Origin of the sequence: Streptomyces sp. NPDC101110, from assembly GCF_044759525.1 — a bacterium.
Taxonomy (GTDB): Bacteria; Actinomycetota; Actinomycetes; order Streptomycetales; family Streptomycetaceae; genus Streptomyces.
This window is the reverse complement of the sequence record NZ_JBIVZM010000003.1, coordinates 150551-176074: the sequence shown is the minus strand read 5'-3', so window position 1 is coordinate 176074 and position 25524 is coordinate 150551. Positions and strand designations below refer to the sequence as shown.

20 protein-coding genes and 1 pseudogene are annotated in these 25524 nt (G+C 71.7%); 13 read left to right on the top strand and 8 right to left on the bottom strand.

Going from position 1 to position 25524, the window contains the following annotated elements; all coding sequences use genetic code 11:
- Window positions 1–2: 2 nt before the first annotated feature.
- Entirely contained in the window at window positions 3–626 is a 624-nt protein-coding gene (locus tag ACIQU3_RS07050; RefSeq protein ID WP_403726080.1) for a histidine phosphatase family protein, read from the bottom strand.
- A complete protein-coding gene (locus ACIQU3_RS07045) occupies window positions 623–2107 on the bottom strand; it encodes an FGGY-family carbohydrate kinase (RefSeq protein ID WP_403726083.1) in 1485 nt (494 codons plus the stop codon). The genes ACIQU3_RS07050 and ACIQU3_RS07045 overlap by 4 nt, the downstream gene beginning before the upstream one ends.
- Window positions 2108–2263: 156 nt before the next feature.
- Between ACIQU3_RS07045 and ACIQU3_RS07040 the strand changes: the two genes are divergently transcribed.
- From ACIQU3_RS07040 to ACIQU3_RS06995, 10 genes are read left to right on the top strand one after another with little or no spacing between them, the layout of a single operon-like run.
- Window positions 2264–3685 carry an extracellular solute-binding protein gene (locus tag ACIQU3_RS07040; protein WP_403923744.1) on the top strand — a complete coding sequence of 474 codons (1422 nt, stop codon included), beginning with the start codon at window positions 2264–2266 and terminating at the stop codon, window positions 3683–3685.
- A gap of 2 nt (window positions 3686–3687) precedes the next feature.
- Entirely contained in the window at window positions 3688–4566 is an 879-nt protein-coding gene (locus ACIQU3_RS07035) for a carbohydrate ABC transporter permease (protein WP_403726091.1), read from the top strand.
- The gene (locus ACIQU3_RS07030; RefSeq protein ID WP_403726094.1) at window positions 4563–5387 is read left to right on the top strand and encodes a carbohydrate ABC transporter permease; all 825 of its coding nucleotides are present in this window, start codon (window positions 4563–4565) and stop codon (window positions 5385–5387) included. The genes ACIQU3_RS07035 and ACIQU3_RS07030 overlap by 4 nt, the downstream gene beginning before the upstream one ends.
- Window positions 5384–6472, top strand: coding sequence for an ABC transporter ATP-binding protein (locus ACIQU3_RS07025; protein WP_403726097.1), 1089 nt, complete (start codon window positions 5384–5386; stop codon window positions 6470–6472). The genes ACIQU3_RS07030 and ACIQU3_RS07025 overlap by 4 nt, the downstream gene beginning before the upstream one ends.
- A complete protein-coding gene (locus tag ACIQU3_RS07020) occupies window positions 6469–7299 on the top strand; it encodes a DeoR/GlpR family DNA-binding transcription regulator (RefSeq protein WP_403726100.1) in 831 nt (276 codons plus the stop codon). Before ACIQU3_RS07025 ends, ACIQU3_RS07020 begins: the two co-directional genes overlap by 4 nt.
- The gene (locus ACIQU3_RS07015) at window positions 7271–8365 is read left to right on the top strand and encodes an ABC transporter ATP-binding protein (protein ID WP_403726103.1); all 1095 of its coding nucleotides are present in this window, start codon (window positions 7271–7273) and stop codon (window positions 8363–8365) included. The genes ACIQU3_RS07020 and ACIQU3_RS07015 overlap by 29 nt, the downstream gene beginning before the upstream one ends.
- Complete coding sequence (locus ACIQU3_RS07010) at window positions 8362–9393, top strand: 2-hydroxyacid dehydrogenase (protein WP_403726107.1); 1032 nt, start codon at window positions 8362–8364, stop codon at window positions 9391–9393. The genes ACIQU3_RS07015 and ACIQU3_RS07010 overlap by 4 nt, the downstream gene beginning before the upstream one ends.
- Before the next feature lie 24 nt (window positions 9394–9417).
- Window positions 9418–10842, top strand: a complete 1425-nt coding sequence (locus ACIQU3_RS07005) for an FGGY family carbohydrate kinase (protein WP_403923741.1) — start codon at window positions 9418–9420, stop codon at window positions 10840–10842.
- Between the two features lie 26 nt (window positions 10843–10868).
- Window positions 10869–11903, top strand: coding sequence for a glycerophosphodiester phosphodiesterase family protein (locus ACIQU3_RS07000; RefSeq protein ID WP_403726113.1), 1035 nt, complete (start codon window positions 10869–10871; stop codon window positions 11901–11903).
- Window positions 11903–12130, top strand: a complete 228-nt coding sequence (locus ACIQU3_RS06995) for a hypothetical protein (protein ID WP_234847965.1) — start codon at window positions 11903–11905, stop codon at window positions 12128–12130. Before ACIQU3_RS07000 ends, ACIQU3_RS06995 begins: the two co-directional genes overlap by 1 nt.
- 3 nt (window positions 12131–12133) lie before the next feature.
- Here ACIQU3_RS06995 and ACIQU3_RS06990 read toward each other — a convergent pair whose 3' ends face one another.
- Window positions 12134–12772 (bottom strand): DsbA family protein, encoded by a 639-nt coding sequence (locus ACIQU3_RS06990; protein ID WP_403923738.1) that lies wholly within the window; start codon window positions 12770–12772, stop codon window positions 12134–12136.
- Window positions 12773–12909: 137 nt separating this feature from the next.
- Here ACIQU3_RS06990 and pepN point away from each other — a divergent pair, with 137 nt between their 5' ends.
- The gene (pepN, locus tag ACIQU3_RS06985; protein ID WP_403923736.1) at window positions 12910–15489 is read left to right on the top strand and encodes an aminopeptidase N; all 2580 of its coding nucleotides are present in this window, start codon (window positions 12910–12912) and stop codon (window positions 15487–15489) included.
- A gap of 196 nt (window positions 15490–15685) precedes the next feature.
- Complete coding sequence (locus ACIQU3_RS06980) at window positions 15686–16726, top strand: hypothetical protein (protein WP_403726126.1); 1041 nt, start codon at window positions 15686–15688, stop codon at window positions 16724–16726.
- Here ACIQU3_RS06980 and ACIQU3_RS06975 read toward each other — a convergent pair.
- From ACIQU3_RS06975 to ACIQU3_RS06965, 3 genes are all read right to left on the bottom strand, one after another.
- Window positions 16723–17895 carry a serine hydrolase domain-containing protein gene (locus ACIQU3_RS06975; protein WP_403726129.1) on the bottom strand — a complete coding sequence of 391 codons (1173 nt, stop codon included), beginning with the start codon at window positions 17893–17895 and terminating at the stop codon, window positions 16723–16725. The two genes, ACIQU3_RS06980 and ACIQU3_RS06975, sit on opposite strands and share 4 nt — an antisense overlap.
- Before the next feature lie 110 nt (window positions 17896–18005).
- Window positions 18006–19766: a TIGR03767 family metallophosphoesterase gene (locus tag ACIQU3_RS06970; protein WP_403923733.1), complete on the bottom strand. Its 1761-nt coding sequence runs from the start codon at window positions 19764–19766 to the stop codon at window positions 18006–18008.
- Window positions 19767–20098: 332 nt separating this feature from the next.
- Complete coding sequence (locus tag ACIQU3_RS06965) at window positions 20099–20566, bottom strand: NUDIX hydrolase (RefSeq protein WP_403726137.1); 468 nt, start codon at window positions 20564–20566, stop codon at window positions 20099–20101.
- Window positions 20567–20790: 224 nt separating this feature from the next.
- Between ACIQU3_RS06965 and ACIQU3_RS06960 the strand changes: the two genes are divergently transcribed.
- Entirely contained in the window at window positions 20791–24102 is a 3312-nt protein-coding gene (locus ACIQU3_RS06960; protein ID WP_403923731.1) for a S8 family serine peptidase, read from the top strand.
- 60 nt (window positions 24103–24162) lie between these two features.
- Here ACIQU3_RS06960 and ACIQU3_RS06955 read toward each other — a convergent pair whose 3' ends face one another.
- A complete protein-coding gene (locus ACIQU3_RS06955) occupies window positions 24163–24924 on the bottom strand; it encodes a hypothetical protein (protein ID WP_403923728.1) in 762 nt (253 codons plus the stop codon).
- A 1-nt stretch (window position 24925) separates the two neighbouring features.
- Window positions 24926–25498, bottom strand: a pseudogene (locus tag ACIQU3_RS06950) (RNA polymerase sigma factor).
- Window positions 25499–25524: the final 26 nt, after the last annotated feature.

Sequence of the window (25524 nt, the reverse complement as noted above, 5' to 3'; positions counted from 1 at the left end):
TGCTACGGCACTTCGGTCCCGCACGGCACATTGAGTGAGAGGAGTGCGGCGGAACCGTCGGGGTTCATGCGCAGCTCGCTGATCGCCGCGTTCCGCAGCCGCGGGAGCACTCTGCGGTACTCGGCGACCGGGATCGACAGCAGGGTGCACAGCACCAGCCGCAGCAGGGTGTTGTGGGCGACGACCAGGACGCGTTCGCCGGCGTGGGCCGCGGCGATGTCCCGCAGGGCGCGCACGCCCCGGGCCGCCGCGGCCAGCGGGTCCTCGGCGCCGGGGAAGGAATGCTCCACCGGGTCGGCCCGGTAGGCCGCGGCCCACTCCGGGTCCTCGGCCTCGAACTCGGCGAGAGTCCGGCCCTCCAGGACACCGAAGTCGCATTCGCGCAGGTGGGGTTCGCTCTGCGGAGTGATACCGAGGGCGCGGCAGGCGGGCTCGGCGGTCGCGACGGCCCGGGACAGCGGGGACGTCCAGATCGCGTCGACGGGATGGGCGGCGGCCCACCGGCCGAGGGCGTCGGCCTGGGCGCGGCCGGTGTCGGTGAGGTCGATGTCGCTGATGCCGGCGTAGCGGTTCTCGGCGTGCCAGACGGTCTGCCCGTGGCGGACCAGCAGGAGGGTCGTACTCATGAGGCGGAAGTATCCCGGTTCAGGCGGCCGTGTGCGTGCGCGGCGACCGGCGCGGGCAGCCAGCCGCGGTCCCGCAGGGCGTCGACCAGACGCGCGTACGGCTCGGCGAAGACCGCCGTGCGGCCGGGGCGGGGTTCGACGACGGTCCGGACGCGGACCATGCGTGCGGTGACGTCCGCGAGGGCGCCGGTGCCCAGCACCCCGTAGGCGGCCAGCGCCGCCATGCCCAGGGCCGGTTCGGTCTGCTCGGGGACGCGGGCCGGGCGGCCCAGGATGTCGGCGCGCAGCTGGTTCCAGTACGGGCTGCGGGCGCCGCCGCCGGTGAAGGTGAGCGGGCCGGTCAGGGGCGCGCCGAGGTGGTGCAGGTAGTCCAGGCACAGGCGTTCGGTGAAGCCGACGCCCTGGAGCAGCGCGGCCCACCGGTCCGCGTCCCCGGTGGGATGACCCAGGACGAGCCAGGTCGCCTCCGGCGCGCGGAACGGGAACCGCTCCCCCGGTGAGACGAGGGGGTAGGCGATCGCACGCGACGGCTCGAACGCCGCGGCCCGTGCGTCCATGGCCGCCGGGTCGGCCTCCGGGAAGTGCGCTGCGAGCGCCCCGGCACCGACGCTCGACGCCCCGCCGGGCAGCCAGGTGCCGTCCGGCGCACGGTGGTTGTAGACCACGCCGGACGGGTCGCGGACGGGGTCGCGGGCGGCGCCCTTCAGCACGAGCGTGGTGCCGAGCACGGAGTTCCAGGAGCCGGGCCGCAGCGCGCCGGAGGCGATCTGCGCGGCACAGCCGTCGGTCATCCCGGCGAGCACCGGCGTGCCGGCGGGGATGCCGGTGGCGTCGGCGGCGGCCGGGCCGACCTCGCCGAGGCGGGTCCCCGGGCGGACGACGCCGGGGAACAGGCCGTCGGGCACGCCCAGTTCGGCCAGGGCGGCGGTCGGCCAGCGGTCGTGCTCCACGTCGTAGCCCGTCTTGAGGGCGTGGCTGGAGTCGGCCGGGGGCGGCTCGCCGGTGAGGCGGGAGACGATCAGGTCGGGCTGGTGGGTCAGGCGCAGCGAGGAGCCGCCGTACTCGCCGAGCAGCCACAGTGCCTTCGGCAACGCCCAGGTGTCCTGGACCGCGAGCCCCGCCGCGCGGGCCCGTGCGGCCTCGGCCTTGGCCCGCGCGTCGTCGTACATCAGCGCGGGGCTCACCGGACGGCCCGACCCGTCGGTCAGCAGGACCGTGCCGGACGTGCCGCACACCGCGAGTCCGCCGACCGGCAGACCCGGGGGCGCGGAGCCGAGGGCGGTCCTCGACGCCTCGCACAGCGCCGCCCACCACCGCAGCGGGTCCTGTTCGTGCCGCGGTCCGTTCCGCCGCCCGGTCAGCGGGGCCGAGCCGCGGCCGAGGACCGTGCCGTCGGTGCTGACGAGCAGCACGCGGACGCTCTGCGTGCCCAGGTCGACGCCCAGCCAGCCCGCACCCTCGCCCGCACCGTCGTCCACCATCCGGAACCTCCCACACCGTCGCAGCCGGATCTGTGAACTTCTCACTGTGCCCCGATATTTTCCCGTGCGCGAGGGATTGACGCCCAACTTCAGCCGTTCCACCCTCTGTTAACGAGTCGACTCGACGTGTTAACCAGCTTCCAGGTGGAGGTACGGATGGACACGCACGTGCACGACCGCCGGAGGTTCCTCGCGCTCGCCGCCGGGGCTGCCGCGGCGCCCCTGCTGACGGCGTGCGGGGCCGGGTTCGGGGGGGACGACGGCAAGAGCGAGGGGTCCGCCGCGGACGACGTCACCGGCTCCTTCGACTGGAAGCGGGAGAAGGGCACCACCGTCAAGGCCCTGCTCAACAAGCATCCGTACACGGACGCGCTCATCGCCGACCTGAAGTCGTTCACCGCGAGGACCGGCATCGAGGTCGAGTACGACGTCTTCCCCGAGGACAACTACTTCGACAAGCTCACGGTGGACCTCTCCAGCGGGCGGGCGTCCTACGACGTCTTCATGCTCGGCGCGTACATGGTGTGGCAGTACGGGCCGCCGGGCTGGCTGGAGGACCTCGGGCCCTGGATGCGCAACTCCTCGGCGACGGGCGCCGAATGGGACCAGGCGGACTTCTTCCCGAACCTGCTCCAGGCCGACCAGTGGTCCCTGAAGGCGGGCGCGCCGCTCGGCCGGGGCGGGCAATACGCACTGCCGTGGGGCTGGGAGACCAACGTCGTCGCCTACAACACCGAGGTGTTCCGCAAGCTCGGCGTGAAACCGGCCGAGACGTTCGACGAGCTGACCGAACTCGCCGGGATCATCAAGCAGCGGGCGCCGGGTGCGGGCTTCGACGGCATGTACGGCATCGCCGTACGCGGGTCCCGCAGCTGGGCCACCATCCACCCCGGCTTCATGACGATGTACGCCCGCAACGGGCTGAAGGACTTCACGGTCGACGGAGGGAGGCTCATCCCCGTCATGAACAGCTCCGACGCCGTCGCCTTCACCGAGGACTGGGCCGCCATGGTCAAGCGGGGCGGGCCGCCGTCCTGGACGTCGTACACCTGGTACCAGTGCTCCAGCGACCTCGGCGCGAAGAAGGCGGGGATGCTGTTCGACGCCGACACGGCCGCCTACTTCCAGGCGGTGAAGGGCGCGAGCCCCGCCTCCGGGAAGATCGCCTTCCACCCCGGGCCGAAGGGGCGGGACGGCTCGCTCGCGACCAACATGTGGATCTGGTCGCTCGGCATGAACGCCAAGAGCAAGAAGAAGAGCGCCGGTTGGCTGTTCCTGCAGTGGGCTACCGGCAAGGAGCACCTGCGCAAGTCGGCGATCACCCACAACCACATCGACCCGGTGCGCAGGTCCGTCGCCGAGGACGCCGCCTACAAGGACAAGATGAGGCACCTGCCGGGCTTCCTGGAGACCTTCGAGACGGTCGTCGACCAGACGAGGATCCAGTTCACCCCGCAGGCGCAGTTCTTCGACGCGACGACCAGCTGGGCGGCGGCCCTCCAGGAGATCTACGGCGGCAAGGACGCCAAGCCGGTCCTGGACGGGCTGGCGGACGACCTCGCCGGCAAGGTGGGCTAGCCATGCGGCTCGCGCTGCGGCCGTACCTCCTGATCGTCCCGGCCCTGCTGCTGACCTGCGGGATCCTCTACCCGTTCGGACTCGGCCTGTACTACACGCTGTTCGACTTCTCGGCGACCAAACCACAGCCGGACATGGTGCGGTTCGAGAACTACAGAGCCGTCTTCACGCAGGAGGCGTTCTGGAACTCGGCGTGGGTGACCGTGCTGTACGCGGTCGGGGCGGCCCTCGCCGAGACCGTGCTCGGTGTGGCCGTCGCGCTGCTGCTGCACCGGTCGACGATCGTCGGCCGGATCCTGGAGAAGATCCTGATCCTGCCGCTGATGATCGCCCCGGTGATCGCGGCGATTATCTGGAAGCTGATGCTCCAGCCGTCGGTCGGGGTGGTCAATCACCTGCTCAAGCCGTTCGGGCTGGGCGGGGTGCAGTGGACCGACACCCCGACGGGGGCGCTGCTGTCGTCGATCGCGGTGGACGTGTGGGTCTACACCCCGTTCGTGGCGATCCTCGCCCTGGCCGGGCTGCGGTCGCTGCCCGCCTCCCCGTTCGAGGCGGCGGCCGTGGACGGCGCGGGGTGGTGGTACACCTTCCGGCGGCTGACCCTGCCGATGCTGTGGCCGTACGTCCTGGTCGCGGTGATCTTCCGGTTCATGGACTCGCTGAAGGTGTTCGACATCATCTACGCCCTGACCGAGGGCGGGCCGGGTGACGCGACGGTCGTCCTGCAGATCCGGGCGTATCTGGAGGCCATCCGCTTCCAGCGGTACTCCTTCGGGATCTCCTACACGATCGTGCTGTGGGCCGTGGTGTACCTGGCGGCGATGGTGCTGGTGAAGCACCTGGGGAAGATCCAGCGGAAGGCCGCGGAGGTCACCACATGAGGAAACGTGCCCTGGGGTGGCTGGGGGACGCCGCCCTGATCCTCTACTTCGTGTTCGCGTTGTTCCCGATCGCCTGGATGGTGATCCTGTCCCTGAAACCGGCCGACCAGCTCTTCTCCACGTACTTCGCCTTCTCCCCCACCCTCGACGGCTACCGGACGGTCCTCGGCGACAGCGAGGGCATCCCGTTCGTGCGGTTCTTCGTCAACAGTTTGGTGGTGTCGGTGGGGGCGGTCGTGCTGTCGCTGGTGGTGGGCCTTCCGGCGGCGTACGCCTCGGCCCGCTGGCGGTTCAAGGGATCCGAGAACCTGATGTTCACGCTGCTGTCGTTCCGCTTCGCCCCCGAACTGACGGTGATCATCCCGCTGTTCGTGCTCTACCAGAAGCTCGGCCTGTTCGACACGTACGTCGGCATGGTGTGGGTGCTGCAACTCGTCACGCTGCCGCTGATCGTGTGGATCATGAGGTCCTACTTCGCCGACCTCACCCCCGAACTGGAGCAGGCGGCCCTGCTGGACGGCTACACCCGCAAGCAGGCGTTCTTCAAGGTGGCCCTTCCGCTGGTCAAGCCGGGCATCGCGGCCGTGTCGCTGCTGGCGTTCATCTTCGCCTGGAACAACTTCGTCTTCCCGCTGATCCTCACCTCCAACGAGGCCCAGACGGTGACCGTGGGCGCCCTGTCGTTCCTCGGCGGTGACCGGCCCAAGTACAACCTCACGGCTGCCGCCGCGCTGGTGTCCGTCGTACCGCCGCTGCTGCTGGCGCTGACGATCCAGCGGTATCTGGTGCGGGGACTGTCGTTCGGGGCGGTGAAGTCATGATCCGGCTCAGCGGCATCCGGAAGGCGTACGGGCGGACCGTCGCGCTCGACGAGCTCGAACTGGAGGTCCGCGACGGCGAGTTCTTCTGCCTGCTCGGGCCCTCCGGAGCGGGCAAGACGACCACGCTGAAGACCGTCGCCGGGCTCGAACAGCCCGACTCCGGCACGGTCCTGCTGGACGGCGAGGACATGCGGGGTGTCGAGCCGTACGACCGGGGGGTGGCGATGTGCTTCGAGAGCTACGCCCTCTACCCGCACCGCTCCGCCTACGACAACCTGGCCTCGCCGCTGCGTTCGCCCCGCTACCGGCTGCCCGCCGCCGAGGCCCGGCAGCGGATCGGCGCCGTCGCCGAGCTGCTGGGCATATCGGGGCTGCTGGACCGGCCCGTCGGCCGGCTGTCCAACGGCCAGCGGCAGCGCGTGGCGCTCGGCCGGGTGCTGGTCCGCCCGGCCCGGGCCTTCCTGCTCGACGAGCCGCTCTCCCACCTGGACGCCAAGCTCCGCCAGCAGATGCGGGCCGAGCTGAAGGCGATCGGGGCCGTGCAGCACACCACCACCCTCTACGTCACCCACGACTCGGTCGAGGCGCTGGCGCTCGGCGACCGGATCGGGGTCATCCGGGAGGGCCGGATCGTGCAGACGGGCACCCGGGAGGAGATCTGGTACGAGCCGTGCGACACGGAGGTCGCGCGGGCCTTCGGCCGGCCGCGGATCAACCTGCTGCCGGGGACCGTGACGGAGAACGGGGTACGCGCGGACGGCGGCGTCCTGCTGCCGGTTCACGCCCGGGCCGCCCCCGGCACGGACGTCCTGGTCGGTCTGCGGCCCCGGGACGTCACTCTGCACGGCGAGGGCCACGAACTGGCGGGGACCGTGTACGTCACCGAGGTGCTCGGCCGGTCCGTCGAGGTCACCGTCCGGCTGGGCACCGACGAGCAGCGGGTGTCCCTCGTCGCGCCCCGGGCGGACGCGGCGTGCCTTCGTCCGGACGATCCGGTACGGCTCGTGGTCCGGCCTGAGAACCTGCTGCTGTTCGAGGCCGACCGGCCGGAGCGACCGGGACGACGGATAGAGACAGAGTCATGAGCAGCAGCAGTGGTGGACAGCAGGGGCCCGCGGCACGCCAGGCCGCCATGGCCGAGCAGGTGCTGGCCGACGGTTCGGCGACGGCGGCGGAGCTCGCCGAGCGGTTCGGGGTGAGCCTGATGACCATCCACCGGGACCTCGACGAGCTCGAACGGCAGGGCATCGTACGGAAGTTCCGCGGCGGGGTGACCGCGCAGCCGTCCGGGGTCTTCGAGTCCAACGTGCAGTACCGGCTGAAGACCATGCGGGCCGAGAAGGCCGCCGTCGCCGAGCACGCGCTGCGCATGGTGGAGCCCGGCATGGCGATCCTGCTGGACGACTCCACGTCCACGCTGGAGATAGCCAGGCGGCTGCGCACGGCCGAGGTCACTCCGCTGACGGTCGTGACCAACTTCCTGGAGGCCATCAATCTCCTGTCCGACCAGCGGGGCATCCACCTGATGGCGCTCGGCGGCGACTACGACCCGCTGCACTCCTCGTTCCTCGGGGTGTCGTGCGTGGAGGCGGTCGAGCAGCTCCGGGTGGACGTGTGCTTCGCGTCGACGTCGGCCGTGCACGGGGGTTACGCCTACCACCAGGAGCAGCACATCGTGTCGGTGAAGCGGGCGATGCTCGACGCGGCGGCCCGCAACGTCCTGCTGATCGACCACACCAAGCTCGGCCGGGTCGCCCTGCACCGGGTCGTCCCGCTGTCCCGCTTCGACACCGTCCTCGTCGACGACGGGGCGTCGCCGGAGGCACTGCGGGACCTGGACGAGCACAAGGTCCGTTACGAGGTTTGCGGCACGAAGGGCGGCCATGACGGGAACGGGACTGGAGCTACGTGAGCTGCGCAAAACGTACCGGTCGCGGAGGCGGCCCCCGGTCGACGCCGTCCGCGGCATCGACCTGAGCCTGCGCTCGGGGGAGCTGCTGGGGCTGCTCGGCCCCTCCGGGTGCGGCAAGTCGACCACGTTACGGATGATCGCCGGTCTGGAGTCCGTCACCGGCGGGGACATCCTGGTCGGCGGGACCTCGGTCGTCGAACGGCCCGCCCGGCAGCGGAACATCGGGGTCGCCTTCGAGAACTACGCCCTCTATCCGCCGCTGTCCGTCGCGGAGAACCTGGCGTTCGGCCTGAAGGCCCGGCGCAGGGCCGCCCGGGGTTCCAGGGGGGACGTCGAGCGCAAGGTGAAGGACATCGCCGAACGGGTCGGTCTGAGCGACCTCCTCGGCGCCCGCCCGGCCGGTCTCTCCAGCGGCCAGAAGCAGCGGGTGTCGCTGGCCCGCGCCCTGATCCGCGAACCGGACGTGCTGCTCCTCGACGAACCGCTGTCCCACCTGGACGCGGCCCAGCGCGACACCACCCGCCGCGAACTCAGGCGCATCCAGAAGGACCTGGGCCACACCACGATCCTGGTCACCCACGACCAGGAGGAGGCCCTCTCCCTCGCCGACCGGATCGCCGTGATGAAGGACGGCGTGATCCAGCAGCTCGGCACCCCCTACGAGATCTACGACAGCCCGGCCAACCTGTTCGTCGCGGACTTCGTCGGCGAACCCGCGATCACCCTGCTGCCCGGCATCTCCGGCGGCGACGGCCACGCCCGCCTCTCCGACGCAGTGCGCGTCGCGCTGCCCGTGCCGGTGGAACGGGGGCGGGAGGTGGTGGTCGGTATCCGTCCCGAGGACGTCCGGCTCACCGGCGAGGACGGTCTGCCGGCCCGGGTCGTCGCCCACGAGCCGCTGCTGGAGTCGGGCCTGGCGACCCTCGCCCTGGACGGGGTCGAACGGCCGCTGGTCGTCCTCACCGACCCCGAGGTACGGCTCGCCCACGACGAACGGATCCGGGTCGCCGCCGACCCCGGTCACACCCATGTCTTCGACGCCGAGACGGGAGCTTCCCTGCGATGAGTGACGTGAACAGCGTGCGTGTCGTGGCCGCCGGTGACCACTTCGTCCTGCCGTCGCTGATCGCGCGGGCGGTGCGGCGCGAGGTGGCGCGGGCCGACGTGACGGAACTGAGGCTCGGCTGGCCGCTGGAGCCGTTCGGGCCGGTCGCCGAGGTGCAGGAGGCCAGTGACGCCGAGGACGCGGTGATCGAGGCGCTGGCCGGGGCGGAGATCCTGGTCACGCAGATGGGCCCGGTCACCGAGAAGGTACTCGCCGCCTGCCCGGATCTGAGGCTGGTCGTGGTCTGCCGGGGCGGACCGGTCAACGTCAACCTGGACGCGGCGAAGAACCGTGACGTGCGGGTCTGCTTCGCGCCGGGCCGCAACGCCGCCGCCACCGCCGAGTTCACCGTCGGGATGATGCTGGCGGCCCTGCGCCGCATTCCCCAGGCCCACGATCCGCTCGCCCGGCACGGCAGCTGGGAGGGGGCGACGTACTACACGTACGAACACAGCGGCCTGGAGCTGGAGGACCTGCCCGTCGGTCTGGTCGGGTACGGGGCGGTCGGCAGCCGGGTCGCGCGGGTGCTGTGCGCGTTCGGGGCGCGGGTGATGGTCCACGACCCGTATGTGCACGGCGAGATCCACGGCCTGCGCATGGCCTCGCTGGACGAACTCCTGGGCCGCTCGCAGGTGATCACCCTGCACGCCCGGCTCACGCCCGAGACGCGGGGGCTGATCGGCGCCCGGGAGCTGGGGCTGCTGCCGCCCGGAGCGGTGGTGGTGAACGTGGCCCGGGGCCCGCTGCTGGACGAGGGCGCGCTGTGCGACGCGCTGGAGAGCGGCCGGGTGTCGGCGGCGGCGCTCGACACCTACGAGCGGGAGCCGCTGCCGTCCGGGTCCCGGCTGCCAGGGCTCGCCGACCGTGTGGTGCTCACCCCCCACCTGGGCGGGGCGTCGCGGGCGGTCGCTGAGAAGGCCGCCCGGATCGCCGCCGAAGAGGTGGGCCGCTGGGTGCGCGGGGAGCCGCTCGCGCACTGTCTGACCTGAGGACCGGACCGGGAGGAGAACCGCATGTACGTCGGTATCGATGTGGGGACGTCCATGGTCAAGGCGGCGGCCTTCGACGCCACGGGCCGTCAACTGGCCGTGGAGTCCCGCCCGGTGGGCCTGACGCTGCGGGACGGCGTCGTCGAGCAGGACATGGAGGAGGTGTACGGGGAGGTCGTCGCGGTGCTCCGGGCCCTGACCTCCGCCGTGGCCGAGCCCGTCGTACTGGCCGGGCTCACCGGGCAGGGCGACGGGGTGTGGCTGGTCGACGGCGAGGGCCGCCCGGTGCGCCCCGCCGCCTCCTGGATGGACGGGCGGGCGCACGAGCTGGTCGACCGGTGGCTGGCGGACGGCACCTTCGAGACGGTGTTCCGGCGCACGGGCAGCGCGATGTTCCCCGGCTGCCCGGGACCGCTGCTGGCGTGGCTGGACCGTCGTGAACCGCGGGCACTGGACGCGGCGACGGCCGCCCTGTACTGCAAGGACATGGTGTTCCAGCGGCTGACGGGAGCCGCGCCGACGACGGATGTGTCGGACGCGTCGATGCCGTTCCTGGACCCGCGGAGCCGGACGTACGACGACCGGGTCGTGGAACTGCTGGGGCTGACCCACCGGCGCGACCTGCTCGCCCCGGTCAGCGACCCGGTCGCGACCGCCGAGACGCGGGGCGAGGGCCTGCCGCCCGGGACCCGGCTCGCGAACGGGCCGTACGATCTGCCGGCCTGTGCTCTGGGTGCCGGGGTGACGTCCCCGGGCGACGGTCTGCTGATCGTCGGCACCTGTCTGGCCAGCCTGGTCGCCACCACCGAACTCGACCTGAGCGGCGAACCTGCCGGGCTGTACATCTCCACCGACCGGCCCGGCCACTGGCTGCGCGCCATGCCCGCGATGGTGGGCACGGCGGCGCTGGACTGGGTGCTGTCGACGACCGGGGTGCGGCACGACGAGGTGGACGGCCTGCTGGCCGGGACCCCGCCGGGCGCGCACGGCGTCCGGGTGCTGCCGTACTTCGCGCCCTCCGGGGAGCGCGCCCCTTTCGTCGAGCCGCGGCTGCGCGCCGAACTCACGGGCGTCTGCCTGGAGTCGACAAAGGGCGACCTGGTCCGCGCCACCTGCGAGGGCATCGGGTACGCGGCCCGGCACTGCCTGGATGCGGCGGGCCTCACCGGGAGCCTGGCCGTGTGCGGCGGCGGCACCCGCAGCCCCGCCTGGATGCGGCTGCTGGCCGATGTGCTGGGACGGCCGCTGCGGGTCGTGGAGGGCGAGGTGGGCGCTCGCGGGGCGGTCCTGGCGGCGGCCGAGCGGTACGGGGTGCCGCTGGACGCGGTGGCCTGGACGAAGCCCACGGCGGTCGTCGAGCCGGACCCGGAGCGGGCCGCGTCCTACACGAAGGGTTACGCGGAGCACCTGGACCGGCTGGCGCAGGCCCGGGACCGGGCCCGCAAGTGAACCTGCTTTCTGCAAAGGGGAGTTGCATGCAGCTCGGACGGAGATCCCTCCTGCTCTCGGCGGCCGCGGGAACCGCCGCGGCCACCGCGCCCGCCCCCGCGGGGGCCGCACCCCGGGGCGGCGGCCCGGTGGTCATCGGCCACCGCGGCGCGGCCGGCTGGCGCCCGGAACACACGGCGCCCTCGTACACCTACGCGGTGCAGACGGGCGCCGACTGGATCGAACCGGATCTGGTGCCGACGAAGGACCACGTGCTGGTGGTCCGGCACGAGAACGAGATCTCCCAGACGACCGACGTGGCCCGGCACCCGGAGTTCGCGGGCCGCCGAGCGACGAAGACGGTCGACGGGCGGGCGGTCACCGGCTGGTTCACGGAAGACTTCACCCTGGCCGAACTGAAGACGCTGCGGGCGGTGGAGCGGCTGCCCGCGGTCCGCAACCGCAACACCGTGTTCGACGGGCGCGCGGAGATCATGACCTTCCAGGAGGTCGTCGATCTGGCACGGCGGCTGTCACGGCGGCACGGCCGGACGGTCGCGGTGTTCCCGGAGACCAAGCACCCGACGTACTTCCGGTCCATCGGCCTGCCGCTGGAGCCGAAGCTGACCGCCGCGATCCGCCGCAACCGGCTCGGTGGGCGCGAGTGCGTGGTGCAGTCCTTCGAGCCGACGAGCCTGAAGCGGATGACGGACCTGGGCGTACCGCTGTGGCAGGCGCTGGGGACGACGGGCGGCCCCTACGACCTGCCCTCGACGACGTACCGGGACATGATGACGCCTCAGGGGCTGGCGGGTATCGCGGAGTACGCGGGCTGGATCGGGCCGGACAAGTCGTCGCTGGTCGGTACCTCGCTGGTCGCGGACGCGCACGCGGCGGGGCTGCGGATCGGCCCGTACACCTTCCGGGCGGAGAACCAGTTCCTGCCGGAGCGGTTCCGGCGCGGGAGCGGAGCGAACGATTTCGGGGACGCGTTCGCCGAATACGCGCTGTACTACCGCATGGGGGTCGATGCGGTCGTCACCGACTTCCCGGACCTGGCGGCGATCGCGAGGAGGGGCTGATGACGGTGAGCCGGGCGTGCCGGACCTGCGGCAGCATGCAGGAGTTCCGGATGTTCAACGCGGCCGAGCGGGCGGCGGTCCGGGCGGAGAAGGGAGCCGGGCACTTCGTGGACGACTACTGGCGCTGCACGGCCGTCGGCTGCCGGTGGTACCAGCGCTACCTCAACCGCGGCGAGGACGGCCTGCTCCCGGAGGAACTGAAGATCCAGGCCGTCCCCGCCGAGTGAGCCCTACAGGTTGGAGAAGTCCGGGCCCTTGGTGCGGGTGCGCTTGATCTCGTAGAAGCCGGGGACCGACGCCACGGCGAGGGTGCCGTCCCAGAGGCGGCCGGCCTCCTCGCCCTGCGGGGCCGGGGTGACGACCGGGCCGAAGAAGGCGATCTGCTCGCCGTCGGGTCCGGGTACGGCGATGACCGGGGTGCCGACGTCCTGCCCGACCTTGTCGATGCCCTCGTTGTGGGAGGCGCGCAGCTCCGCGTCGTACGGGGTGGAGTCCCAGTGGTCCAGGAGTGACTCGGGCAGGCCGACGTCCTTCAGGGCGGCGGCGACGGTCTCCTTGCCGGGGCCCTCGGCCCGGTTGTGGATACGGGTGCCGAGCGCGGTGTACAGGTCGCCGAGCACCTCTGGGCCGTGCTCCTGCTGTGCCGCTATGACGACCCGGACAGGGCCCCACGCCTTGGTCTCCAGCAGCTCGCGGTACTCCTCGGGCAGCTCGTCCAGCCGGTTCTCGTTCAGGACGGCGAGGCTCATGAGGTGCCAGCGGACCTCGATGTCCCTGACCTTCTCCACCTCCAGCACCCAGCGGGAGGTCATCCAGGCCCAGGGGCACAGCGGGTCGAACCAGAAGTCGACGGGGGTCTTGTCCGACATGTCTCTCCTCGTGAGGCAACCGTTTCTCCGGCAACGCCGGTATGCGCTCGCCTCATTCCCGGCTGCCCCGTGTCAGGTGCGCGTGGCAGGATCGGTCCTGTTCAGCCGTACCCCACGACATCTGAGGAGTGCCGCCCGTGCCCGGTGAGAATCTGTCCCGCGACGAGGCCCGCGAGCGGGCCGCCCTGCTGAGCGTCGACGGGTACGAGGTGTCCCTCGACCTGCGTTCCGCGGTCGGTGAGGACCGGGGGGACGGGCCCCGCACCTTCCGCTCCGTCACGACGATCCGCTTCCGCTGCAACGAGCCCGGGGCGAGCACCTTCGCGGATCTGATCGCGCCGAGTGTGACGGCCGTCTCGCTCAACGGCCGTGATCTGGACGCCGGGGAGGTCTTCGACGGCTCCCGGATCACGCTGGAGGACCTGGCCGCGGACAACGAGCTGGTGGTCGACGCCCAGTGCGCCTACTCGCGCACCGGCGAGGGCCTGCACCGCTTCGTCGACCCCGAGGACGGCGAGGTGTACCTGTACACGCAGTACGAGCCGGCCGACGCCCGCCGGGTCTTCGCGAACTTCGAGCAGCCCGACCTCAAGGCCCCCTACCGCTTCGAGGTGCGGGCGCCCGAGGGCTGGACGGTGTGGAGCAACGGGGCCGGTGAGCAGGCCGACGGGGTGTGGCGGTTCGCCGAGACCAAGCCGATCTCGACGTACATCACGTGCGTGGTGGCCGGGCCGTACCACTACGTCACGGACTCCTACACGCGCACCTTCGCGGACGGCACGACGCTGGAGATCCCGCTCGGGGCCCTGTGTCGCAAGGGCCTCGCGCCCCACTTCGACGCCGACGACGTGTTCCTGGTCACCAAGCAGGGCCTGGACTTCTTCCACGACCACTTCGACTTCCCGTACCCGTTCGGGAAGTACGACCAGGCGTTCGTGCCCGAGTACAACCTGGGCGCGATGGAGAACCCGGGCCTGGTGACGTTCCGGGAGGAGTTCATCTTCCGCGGGAAGGTGACCCAGGCGTCCTACGAGGGCCGGGCCAACGTCATCCTGCACGAGATGGCGCACATGTGGTTCGGCGACCTGGTCACCATGGAGTGGTGGGACGACCTGTGGCTGAAGGAGTCGTTCGCGGACTTCATGGGCGCGTTCTCGCTGGTCGGCGCGACACGCTTCGCGGGCGGCTGGATCACCTTCGCCAACCGCCGCAAGGCCTGGGCCTACCGGGCGGACCAGCTGCCCTCGACGCATCCCATCACGGCGGACATCCGCGACCTCCAGGACGCCAAGCTCAACTTCGACGGCATCACGTACGCCAAGGGCGCGTCGGTGCTCAAGCAGCTCGTGGCGTATGTCGGTGAGGAGGCGTTCCTGGAGGGCGCCCGGCGCTACTTCAAGCGGCACGCCTACGGCAACACGCGCCTCGGTGACCTGCTGTCGGTGCTGGAGGAGACCAGTGGCCGGGACATGAGTGCCTGGTCGCGGTCCTGGCTCCAGACGGCCGGGGTCAACGCGCTGACGCCGCAGGTGCTGCTGGACGCGGACGGCCGCGTCGAGGAACTGGCGGTGGTCCAGGAGGCCGCCGAATCGCATCCCGAACTGCGTCCGCACCGGGTGGCCGTGGGCCTGTACCGGGTGACGGACGGCGGCACGCTGGAGCGGTACGCGCGCGTGGAGACCGACGTCGACGGTGCCCGCACGGTCGTGGCGGACCTGGCCGGCGCCGAGGCTCCCGACCTGGTCCTGGTCAACGACGACGACCTGACCTACTGCAAGATCCGCTTCGACGAGACCTCGCTGGCGACCCTGCGCGAGCACCTGGGCGCGATCACCGACCCGCTCGCGCGGGCCCTGTGCTGGTCGGCGCTGTGGAACATGACGCGGGACGCGCTGCTCCCGGCCCGTGACTTCGTGGACCTGGTGCTGCGCTTCGGCGGGCGCGAGTCCGAGATCGGCGTCGTGCAGATGCTGCACGCCTGGGCCGAGTCGGCGGTCACGCACTACACGGCGTCCGCCCGGCGGGAGACGGCCGCCCGGCTGCTCGCCGAGGGTGCCCGGCGCGAGCTGTACGCGGCCGGGCCGGGCAGCGAGCACCAGCTTGCCTGGGCGCGGTTCTTCGCCCGGACGGCCGCCGCCGAGGCCGACTTCGAGCTGCTGCGGGACCTGCTCGCGGGCACGGCGGCGGTCGAGGGCCTCGATCTCGACCAGGAGCTGCGCTGGGTGTTCCTGGAGCCGTTGGCCGCGCACGGGTTCGCCGACGAGAAGGCGCTGGCCGCGGAGCTGGCCCGGGACGACACGGCCTCCGGCAGGCGGCACCAGGTGCGCTGTCTGGCCGCCCGCCCGTCCGAGGCGGTCAAGGCGCAGGCGTGGGCGCAGGTCGTGGAGTCGGACGCGCTGTCCAACGCCATGGTCGAGGCGACCATCGCGGGCTTCGCCCAGGGCTCGCAGCGGGAGCTGATCGCGCCGTACACCGGGAAGTACTTCGCGGCGATCGAGCGGGTGTGGGCCGAGCGGTCGATCCAGATCGGTATGCACGTGGTGCAGGGCCTGTTCCCCTCGCTCCAGCAGTCGCGGGAGACGCTGGACGCCACGGACGCATGGCTGGACGCCCACAAGGAGGCGGCTCCGGCGCTGCGCCGGCTCGTGCTGGAATCCCGTGACGACCTGGCACGCGCGTTGCGTGGACAGGCGTGCGACGAGGCCGCTGACCAGTAGCTTTGGCCTGAGATCGGGGCGTTCCGCCTTCGTTACGAGATGAATGCCCCGCGAGCCGTAACCCCTGGTCCGCACCCGAACGGACCAGGGGCTTTCGACATCCGAACATCCGTCCTTTAGCGCTGGGTTGTCCGTGTTTGTCGACGGACTTGTAACAGCGGTTCAAGAGCGGTCCGGACGCGGGAAATTGCGGGGCATGACCCACAACGCCCCGCTCTCCCCCCGCCCCCTGCACGAGCTGTCGGGCGGCGGCCGTCCCCGTGTGATGACGGCGGCGCAGCTCCGCCGGCACGGGGTGTCCACGACCGAGACGAACGACCGGTGCCGTGCGGGCGGCCCCTGGCAGCGGATCCTCCCGGGTGTGGTCCTGCTCCACCCGGGGCCGCCGACCAGCGAGGAGCGGCTGCACGCGGTGCTGATGTACGCGGCGCGGGAAGGCGGCACCGGGGTACCGGCGCAGCCCGGGGCGAGCCGGCCGCACGCCCCCGCCTGTCCCGAGGTGATGATCACCGGCCTGGCCGCGCTGACTCTGCACGGCTTCTCCTCCACTCCCCCGCTGCCGTCCCTGGACGCGATCGACGTCCTGGTCCCGCGGATGCGGCGGTTGCGCTCCACGGGCTGTGCGCGCATCGTCCGCACGCCCGTCATGCCCGAACCCGAGCAGGTCACGGGGGTGCCGGTGGCGCCAGTGGCCCGCGCCCTGGCCGACGCGGTGGCCGGACTCGAGGACGCCGTGATCGTCCGCCGGCTGCTCACGGAGGCGGTCCGCGGCGCCCACTGCGACCCGGCGACCGTGGTCCGCGAACTGAACCAGGCCAGGCTGCTGAGCCGCGCGCACGTCGTGGACGCCGTGGAGTCACTGCTCGCCGAGGGGCGGGCCCGGGCCGAGGACCGGCTGTACCGGATGATCGCCGAGTACGGCCTGCCCGACCCGGTCTGGAACGTCGACCTGCGCCTGCCGGGCGGCCCCTATCTCGGCGGCCTCGACGCGTACTGGCCCGAGCAGGCGGTGGCGGTGGAACTCGACACCCGGGCGCCCCGGCAGGACGACGACGCCCTGGGGTCCGAGTACGCCCGCAAGCGCGAGCACTTGGAGCGGCTGGGCATCACGGTCGTCCACATCACCCCGAGGAAGCTCCGCGACTCCCCCGAACAGCAGGCGACGGTGCTCCGCACGGCCCTGATGGCCTCGGCCGACCGCGAACCGGCGGCGTACGTGCTGGTGCAGCCCCGTTAGTGACCACCTGCCGGGCGTCGCTCACGGCCGCAGAACTCCGCCTCGATGATCGCGTCGGTGCTCCCCGACCAGTCGCCGTTGAAGTTGACCGCGAGGGAGTGCCGGCCGTCCCCGGTGGTCACCGCGTCCGATCTCGATCCGTAGATCCCGCCGTCGTGGCCCCAGACGTGGGTACCGCAGCCGAGCTTGTGGTCGACGAGGCCGAGGCCGTAGCGGTTGGTGCCGCCGGAGTCGACCGTGGTCTTCATCTCCTTCAGCTGCTCGGGCGGGAGCAGCCGACCGCGCAGGAGCGCCGAGAAGAAGCGGGTCAGGTCCGCGGAGTCGGAGACCATCTGGCCCGAGCCGTAGGCCAGGCTCGGGTTCAGCTCCGTGACGTCGTACGTCGGGCCCGTCGCCTCCCTGGCCAGTTTGGAGTAGCCCCGGCTGCCGGGCCGGGGCAGCGTCACCCGGGTGGTGGGGACCGACGTGGAGGTCAGGTGCAGGGGGGCGATGATCCGGCGGTCGATCTCGTCGCCGTAGCCGTTGCCGGTCGCCTTCTCGATCACCCGCGCGGCCAGGAGGTAGTTGGTGTTGGAGTACGCGAACGACGCACCGGGCTCGGAGTACGGCCGGTTCCTCATCGCGATGGCGAGCATGTCCTCGGGGACCGCCTCGTCGAAGCGGTGTTTCATGAAGCCGTCCGGGGTCATGTAGGTCTGCTGGAAGCCCGGGTCCTCCAGGTAGTCGAAGATGCCGCTGGTGTGGTTCAGCAACTGCCGGAGCGTGATGCGGCGGCCGTCGTTGCCGTTGCCCCGGACCGCGCCCGGCAGCCACTTCTCCACCGTGTCGTCGAGCGACAGCCGCCCCTCCGCCTCCAGTTGGAGGACGACCGTGGCGACGAACGTCTTGGTGATGCTGGCGATGCGGTAGTGGTCCCGGGCCGAACGCGGCTTGCCCGTCCTGAGGTTGCCGACCCCGGCCGTGGCCGCCCAGGTGCCGTGGCCCTGCCGTACCGTCAACGTCACGCCCGGGACCCCGTCGGCGACCGCCGCCCGGACGGCCCGCTCGGTCGCGTCGTGGCCGCCGGGTGCGGCGACCGGGCCCGCCGCCACCGCCGGAGCCGTGAGGGCCGCCGCCAGTGCCACCGCCGTCGCCGCCGTCAGGGCCGCCGTACGCGCACGTCTGTTCATGTCCCCGTTTCCCCCTGTCATGTCCTGTCACGTCCTATCGAGTTGTATCGGGAGAGGGGACCCCGGACCGCCCGGCCGGGGTTGACCGGCGCCGGGCGGTTGAGCGATTTTCAGCCCTTCTTGAGCACCAGTTCGGTGTTGCGGTCCTTCGGGCCGCCGCCGAGGGTCGTCCTCGCGCCGGGGGCGTTGAGGGACAGCTCGCGGTAGAGGGCGGCGAGGCCGGTCTGGGAGAGGTCGGAGAAGTCCGTGCGGTGCGGGGCCGAGGATTCCACCAGCGTGGTGAACAGGGAGATCGTGCCGTCCTTGTTGTCGGTCAGCTCGATGACGCGGGCGAGCTGCGGGAAGTCGACGTGGGATGCGGTGGAGATCTCCCAGAAGGTGCCGCCGCCGGACATCGAGTGCGGGGTGACGACGTTCTTGTGGATGTGACCGTTCACCCAGGCCAGCACCCGGGGATGGCCGCCGAGCAGGGCGAGGACCTCCTGGCCGTCGTGGCGGCGCTCGCCGGGCCTCGCCGGGTCGCTGCGCAGGTTGGTCATCGTCCCGCTGGTGTGATGGCTGAAGATCACCGCGTAGGAGTCCTTGTTCTCCCGCAGTGTCCTGTCGAGCCACTTCAGCTGGGCCGTGCCGATCGACCCCTCGTAGTGACCGCCGGCGTCGGTGGTGTCCAGGCTGACGCCGATCACGTCGTCGGAGATGCGGAAGGCGTAGTACTGGGTGCCGGCGTCCAGATTGGCGGCGGAGTAGCCGTGTCCGGCCGGGCCGACGCCCCGGTGGGCCGGGTCCAGGTGGGCCTTCAGGTACTCGGCCGGCGTGCAGGGCGCGCGCCGCTCGTCGGGAGTGACCGAACGCATCGAGCGGGCATGGGACTTGAGGAAGTCGTGGTAGCGCACGCCCTGGGGGTCCCGGGCCTTCTTGATCTGCGCCTGGAGCTGCCGCGCCTCGGCCTCGGTCACGTTCATCAGCTTCTTGCCGCCGACGGCCAGTTCGGTGAGGTAGGAGTCGCCGTGCGAGGCGTAGCAGCCCATCGGCAGGGAGTCGTGGTTGCCGACCGTGGAGTACCAGGGCAGGTTGAGGCCGGGGCTGCGGACCTCCCGGACGGCGGCCTTCAGGAAGCCGTCCAGGTGCGGGAACCCGGCCTGCTTGTCGCGGTCACGGACGGTGGCGTCGGGCTGCCAGTACTGCTTGAGGCCGCTGTTCTGGACGCCTTCGTAGCGGCGCGGGTCGCCGGTGTTGGGTGTGATGCGTCCACCACTCATGATCTTCAGGTACCAGTCCAGCTCGGACCTGGCGTTGTTGTCCGTGTTGTCGCCGGTGGTCATGGCGAAGTGCAGCGGTGCGCCGGTGACCGGGGCGCCCCGCAGCGCGTTGATCCGCTCCACGAGCGCGATCGCGCCCTGCACGGTCAGCGCCTCGTGCGGCCGCCAGGCGTGGATGTCCGCCGAGCGCAGGTACTCCAGTCGCAGCGGGTGCTGGGTGTCGATGATGTGCAGGTCGGTGAGCTGCACGAAGGCGGCGAGCGCGGTGCGGCGCCCGGCCCGGCCCGGCTTGGGCGCGGCCAGGTCGGAGCGGACGACTCTGCTCCAGCCGGGGCCGTCACCGAGGCGCCGGTAGCCGGAGGCACCGTGCGGGGTGGCGACGTTCGCCACGGTGGTGCCCTTGGTGTAGGGGGCGAGCGGCGCGGCGGGTGCCTGCCGCGAGGAGGCGGCGACGGCCTCGGTGGCCTGCCGGGTGCCCGTGGCGGCCTGGCTGTCGCTGGGCCGCAGGCCGTAGCCGGCGCCCGCGGAGAGGGCGACCGCTCCGGTGGCCGCGAGGACGGAACGACGGTGGATGCCCCGGCCGGAGCCGGCGACTGAGCGTGTGCGCGACATGCGCTTCTCTCCCCGAGTGCGAACGCGTCGGCAGTGGTCGCGGGGTGTTCTCGACGTGAACACCCCGCTCATACCGGATCGTTGGCAGCGGGGATGACCTGCGCGTGAACGAGGTGGCAACGCGCAACACCGATCGCCGTACGTGGATCTTGGACCACCCGGTGAGTCGTCGCGCGCTCCGGATACGGCCCGGTGCCGGTCACGCGGCGTTCATCTTGCGGGGTAATGCACCTGATTCGGGGTCGGGATCCGGGTCACGGCACGTGGTTCGGGATCCGGGTCACAGCACTTGGCCCGGGTGACGGGTCACGGCATCTGGTCCGGGTGACGGGTCACGGCATCTGGTCCGGGGTGTCGGCCAGACGTCCGGTGGCCGGGCGTTCGCGCCACAGCCGCAGTGCGATGTCGACCAGGGACACCCGGACAAGGCCGGGGACCGCGTCCAGGTCCTGCCAGGCGGCGAGGTCGGTGGAGCCGTTCACCTCGTTGCGCAGTTCGCCACCGATGACCCGGCCCTCGTAGACGAGCCGGACGCCGTGGTGGTCGACGGGGGCCCCGAAGCCCTTGCGGAAGACGTGATGCGAGGAGTTCACGCCGAGCAGCCCGGTCACCTCGATGCGGTACCCGGTCTCCTCCTCCACCTCCCGCCGGACGGTGTCGTAGGGGTCCTCGCCGTGCTCCATACCGCCGCCCGGGACGACCCACTCGGGCGTGCCGTCCTGGGCGGGCGAGCGAGCGAGGAGGATCTGTCCGTCCCGGACGCATATGGCGTAGGCCGCCACCCTCAACTTCTGTCGCACTCCGGGACGTTAACCGATTTCTTCGCCACCTTCGGGACTGATGTCCACAAATCGCATCGCGGGTTTTCCCCATACATCCATTTCGTTTGGGTCAACCCTCCCCAAAGGACTTCCCCTTGCGTAAGGCTGTGCGATCGTCCGGGCCTGCCGTTCGGACCGTGTGCGACCAGGGCTGATCGGCCCCGGCCGCTTCCCGCTCGTTCCTTTACCTACAAGGGATGCCGATGACCCCTCCCACCCCGCGCGATCAGATATCGGGCCCAAGACGTGTGGCCCGCATCGCCGTGGCCGCCGGTCTCGTCGCCGCGCTCTCCGCGGCCGGGCCGATCCCGCTGGCCTTCTCCGCCGACGGCCCGGGCGCGGACGCCCCGGCCGACCCGGGCGTGAAGTCCGCACCCGCCAAGCTCGGTTCGGACGACGCGGACCTGCTCTCGGAGGCCAAGGCCGACGGCGACAAGACCGTCACGATGATGATCGCCACCGCGCCCGGGGAGACCGAGAAGGTCGCCGGGCAGCTGGACGCGGTCAAGGGCGGCTCGGTGGGCCGGGCCGACGACAAGCTGGGCTACGTCCGCGCCACCGTCCCGACGGGCAAGGCGGACGCGGCGATCGCCGCCGCCGCCAAGCTGTCCTCCGTGCACGGCATCGACCTGCGCGAGGAGATCCCGCTGGACGACCCGACGCCGAGCGCGGACACCGCCGAGGGCGCCGGGGCCGCGAAGGGGACGTACCCGGCGCCGGGCAAGAAGACCCCGGCCGAGAACCCGTACAACCCGTCCTTCGAGACGGGCGCGGTCGACTTCGTCGAGGACCACCCGAAGGCGGACGGCCGCGGTGTCACCATCGGCATCCTCGACTCCGGCGTGGACCTCGGCCACCCGGCGCTGCAGAAGACGACGACCGGTGAGCGGAAGATCGTCGACTGGGTGACGGCGACCGACCCGATCATCGACAACGACAACACCTGGCGCCCGATGGTCACGGCCGTGTCCGGCCCGGCCTTCACCTACCAGGGCCAGTCGTTCAAGGCGCCGGCGGGCTCCTACGCCGTCAGCCTCTTCAAGGAGTCGTACACCGCCGGCGGCGACGCCAAGGGCGACGCCAACCGCGACGGCGACACCACCGACGTCTGGGGCGTGCTGTACGACGCCGCGGCCGGCACGGTCCGGGTCGACCTGAACAACAACAACGACTTCGGCGACGACGCCCCGATGAAGCCGTACAAGGACGGCCACCAGGTCGGGTACTTCGGCACCGACAACCCGGCCACCGACGTCGCCGAGCGGCAGCCGTTCGTCGTGGAGATCCGCAAGGACGTCCCGATGGACCCGCTGGGCGGCTCCTGGGCCGGCAAGAAGTCGGACTTCGTCAACATCGGCGTCATCGAGTCCGAGCACGGCACCCACGTCGCCGGCATCACCGCCGCCAACGGCCTGTTCGGCGGAAAGATGGACGGTGCCGCTCCGGGCGCCAAGCTGGTCTCCTCGCGCGCCTGCACCTGGTCCGGCGGCTGCACCAACGTGGCGCTCACCGAGGGCATGATCGACCTCGTCACCAAGCGCGGCGTCGACATCGTCAACATGTCCATCGGCGGCCTGCCGGCGCTGAACGACGGCAACAACGCGCGCGCCGAGCTGTACACCCGCCTCATCGACACCTACGGCGTCCAGTTGGTGATCTCCGCGGGCAACTCCGGCCCCGGCGCCAACACCATCGGCGACCCGGCCCTGGCCGACAAGGTCATCTCGGTCGGAGCGTCCGTCTCCAAGGAGACCTGGGCCGCCAACTACGGCTCGGTCGTGGAGAAGAAGTACGCGATGATGCCGTTCTCCTCCCGCGGCCCGCGTGAGGACGGCGGCTTCACGCCGACCCTGGTCGCCCCGGGTGCGGCGATCAACACCACGCAGACCTGGCTGCCGGGCTCCCCGGTCGCCGAGGCGGGCTACTCCCTGCCGGCCGGCTACTCGATGCTCCAGGGCACCTCGATGGCCTCCCCGCAGGCCACGGGCGCCGCGGCGCTGCTGGTGTCCGCCGCCAAGCAGAAGAAGATCGACCTCACGCCGGCGACCCTGCGCACGGCCCTCACCTCGACCGCCGACCACATCAAGGGCGTGCAGGCGTACGAGGAGGGCGTGGGCCTCATGAACATCCCCGACGCCTGGGACGCGATCCGCGACGACGCGACCGCGCACACCTACTCGGTCAAGGCTCCGGTCGACACCGCGATCGACCAGTTCCTGAAGACCCCGGGCTTCGGCACGGGCCTGTACGACCGTGAGGGCGGCCTGAAGGCCGGGCAGAAGAAGACGTACGAGATCACCCTGACCCGTACGTCCGGCGCCGACAAGGCGATCCGTCACGAGCTGCACTTCGAGAACAACGCGGGCGGCACGTTCCGTATCGCCGGCTCCGACGAGGTGAAGCTGCCGCTGAACCAGCCGGTGACCGTCAAGGTCCAGGCCGCGCCGAAGTCCGCGGGCATCAAGAGCGCGATCCTGGAGGTCGACGACCCGAGGACCGAGGGCATCGACGAGCAGGTCCTCAGCACGGTCGTGGTCTCCGCGCCGCTGAAGCACACCTTCACCGCGAAGGACTCGGTGCAGCGCAACAGCACCCACCACTACTTCGTCACCGTCCCCGAGGGCGCGAAGACCCTCGAGGTCGCGATGAGCGGGCTGAAGGACAAGAGCCAGACCCGGTTCATCTCCATCCACCCGCACGGCACGCCGTCGGACCCGTCGTCGACGGTCAACTGCTACCCGAACTACGACAACCCGGCCAACACCTGCCGTCCGGACGTGCGTTCCTACGCCGACCCGCAGCCGGGCGTCTGGGAGATCGAGGTCGAGTCGCGCCGTACGTCGCCGCTGCTGGACAACCCGTACCAGCTGGACGTCGCCGTGCTCGGCGCGGCCTTCGACCCGGAGACCGTGACCGTGCCCGAGGCCAAGGTCGGCACCCCGGCCGCCGCCTCCTGGAAGGTGACGAACGGCTTCGCCGCGATCGACGGCAAGCTGGTGGGCGGCCCGCTGGGCTCGGCCAAGGCGACCCGCCCCTCGATCAAGCAGGGCGAGACGCAGACCACGACGGTCGCGGTGCCCGCAGGCGCCAAGTCCCTCGACGTCGCCATCGGCTCGGTCTCGGACAACGCCGCCGACCTGGACCTCGCCGTGTACGACGCGTCCGGCAAGCAGGTCGGCAGCTCCGCCGACGGTGACTCGGAGGAGTCGGTCTCCATCCCGTCCCCGGCCGCCGGCACGTACTCGATCCAGGTCGTCGGATACTCCGTGCCGGCCGGCACCACCGAGTACGACTACCGGGACGTGTTCTTCTCCCCCTCCCTCGGCAGCGTCACGGTCGACGGATCGGCGCCGGTCAAGCTCGGCACGGGCGACTCGGCGACCGTCTCGGGCAGCGTCACCGCCGCGGCGGCCGCTCCCGAGGGGCGTGAGTTCTTCGGCCAGGTCCAGCTGGTCAACGCGCGCGGCACGGCCGCGGGCGTGGGCAGCGTGAAGATCGAGAAGGTCCTGCCGTAGCGGTACCACGGCAACTGCGGGGCGGGCGTCCGGACGGGCGCCCGCCCTTGTCGTTGCTCCTCAGCGGCACGGGAAGGTGCGCGAGGCGGGCAGCGCCTCGGTGATCCACGCGCGGTCGCGGGCGATCTCCTTCTCGTCCGTCGCCCAGAGGTCGGGCTCGGCCTGCCCGCCGGAGACACCGACGAGCACGTGGTCACCGGCCCGCAGCGGGGGCTCGGCGCCGGTCTCCATGGGGAAGGTGATCCGCGCCCGGCCCCGGTCGGGCTTGTGGTAGCGCGTCACGTCCAGGGTGATGCGGTCCTGGCCGGTGCCGGGCAGGGGCTCGACCCCGGCGACGGTGCCCTCGACGACGAGCCGGGCGCAGGCGAGGTACCCGGCGTGGCTGAGCTTGGCGTCCCCTTCGGTGTGCGGCCGGCCGGCGGAGCTGTCGGAGGCGGCCGACCCGCCCTGGTCGTCCGCGGCGCCCAGGTCGCCGCTGTGGACGACGAGCCAGCCCATGCCGATCACCAGGCTGGCCCCGACGGCCGCGACGAGGCCCTTCAGGGCCACGGCCAGGGGCTCGGGCCGCCTGCGGCGCACGGACGGCGGCGTCACGCCGGCGGCGCCCTCGGTCTCGGGGCCGGGCTCCTCGGGGGGCTCGGCGAGTGCCTGCCCGATGAGGCCCAGCTGCTCGCGCAGCAGCGCCACGTCGGTGGTCGCCGACCGGTACTCGGCCAGGAAGGCGTCGTCCGCCCGGGCCTCGCGCGGTGGCGCCTCACCGGTGATCGCCGCCATGAGCGCGTCGGACCCGCCGTTCCCGGCCTTGTCGTGTGGGGCGGTCATGTCACACCACCTCGTCCTCGTGCAGGCGGGCGCGCAGGGCACGTACCGCCGTGTGCAGCCGGCTCTTGACCGTGCCCTCCGGGATGCCGAGCTGCTCGGCGATGGACCGGACCGGCAGGTCGGCCTAGAAGCGCAGGACGACGACCTGCCGCTGGGCGTCGGGCAGCTCGTCCAGGCCCTGGGCGACGGCGACGGACAGCACGCTGCGGTCCTCGCCGGAGGGATGCTCCGTCGGGCGCAGGGCGGCCAGCCGCTCCCCGAGCCGCTCCTGGCGGCGCTTGGCCCGGTGCCAGTCCATGGCGAGGTTGGAGGCGACGACGGCCGCCCACGCCGAGACGTCCCGCGGCGCCTCCCGGCCGCTCGCGGCCCGCTCCAGCAGCCGCAGGCGGACCTGCTGCACCCCGTCCGGCAGGTCCGCCTGCGGCACCCCGCCGAGCGCGAGCACCGCCCGCACCCGGCGTTCCTGTGCCGCGTCCAGCGGATCGGACTCGCTCCGGCGATCGCCCCCTCTCAGCGGAACGTCGCCGGACCCGGCGTGCGCCTCCCGGGCCCGCCGGGCCCTCCTGCGCAGCAGCACAAGCCACCCCCCTAGCCGTGTTT

Excerpts from the sequence above, each read along its gene's own strand:
- ACIQU3_RS07015 (WP_403726103.1), top strand. The coding sequence starts at position 7,271 with ATGACGGGAACGGGACTGGAGCTACGTGAGCTGCGCAAAACGTACCGG.
- ACIQU3_RS06975 (WP_403726129.1), bottom strand. The coding sequence starts at position 17,895 with ATGAACAGACGTGCGCGTACGGCGGCCCTGACGGCGGCGACGGCGGTG.
- ACIQU3_RS06990 (WP_403923738.1), bottom strand. The coding sequence starts at position 12,772 with ATGTCGGACAAGACCCCCGTCGACTTCTGGTTCGACCCGCTGTGCCCC.
- ACIQU3_RS07030 (WP_403726094.1), top strand. The coding sequence starts at position 4,563 with ATGAGGAAACGTGCCCTGGGGTGGCTGGGGGACGCCGCCCTGATCCTC.
- ACIQU3_RS06980 (WP_403726126.1), top strand. The coding sequence starts at position 15,686 with ATGACCCACAACGCCCCGCTCTCCCCCCGCCCCCTGCACGAGCTGTCG.
- ACIQU3_RS07010 (WP_403726107.1), top strand. The coding sequence starts at position 8,362 with ATGAGTGACGTGAACAGCGTGCGTGTCGTGGCCGCCGGTGACCACTTC.
- ACIQU3_RS07005 (WP_403923741.1), top strand. The coding sequence starts at position 9,418 with ATGTACGTCGGTATCGATGTGGGGACGTCCATGGTCAAGGCGGCGGCC.
- ACIQU3_RS06955 (WP_403923728.1), bottom strand. The coding sequence starts at position 24,924 with ATGACCGCCCCACACGACAAGGCCGGGAACGGCGGGTCCGACGCGCTC.
- ACIQU3_RS06960 (WP_403923731.1), top strand. The coding sequence starts at position 20,791 with ATGACCCCTCCCACCCCGCGCGATCAGATATCGGGCCCAAGACGTGTG.
- ACIQU3_RS07000 (WP_403726113.1), top strand. The coding sequence starts at position 10,869 with ATGCAGCTCGGACGGAGATCCCTCCTGCTCTCGGCGGCCGCGGGAACC.
- ACIQU3_RS06995 (WP_234847965.1), top strand. The coding sequence starts at position 11,903 with ATGACGGTGAGCCGGGCGTGCCGGACCTGCGGCAGCATGCAGGAGTTC.
- ACIQU3_RS07040 (WP_403923744.1), top strand. The coding sequence starts at position 2,264 with ATGGACACGCACGTGCACGACCGCCGGAGGTTCCTCGCGCTCGCCGCC.
- ACIQU3_RS07020 (WP_403726100.1), top strand. The coding sequence starts at position 6,469 with ATGAGCAGCAGCAGTGGTGGACAGCAGGGGCCCGCGGCACGCCAGGCC.
- ACIQU3_RS07045 (WP_403726083.1), bottom strand. The coding sequence starts at position 2,107 with ATGGTGGACGACGGTGCGGGCGAGGGTGCGGGCTGGCTGGGCGTCGAC.
- ACIQU3_RS07025 (WP_403726097.1), top strand. The coding sequence starts at position 5,384 with ATGATCCGGCTCAGCGGCATCCGGAAGGCGTACGGGCGGACCGTCGCG.
- ACIQU3_RS06970 (WP_403923733.1), bottom strand. The coding sequence starts at position 19,766 with ATGTCGCGCACACGCTCAGTCGCCGGCTCCGGCCGGGGCATCCACCGT.
- ACIQU3_RS07035 (WP_403726091.1), top strand. The coding sequence starts at position 3,688 with ATGCGGCTCGCGCTGCGGCCGTACCTCCTGATCGTCCCGGCCCTGCTG.
- ACIQU3_RS07050 (WP_403726080.1), bottom strand. The coding sequence starts at position 626 with ATGAGTACGACCCTCCTGCTGGTCCGCCACGGGCAGACCGTCTGGCAC.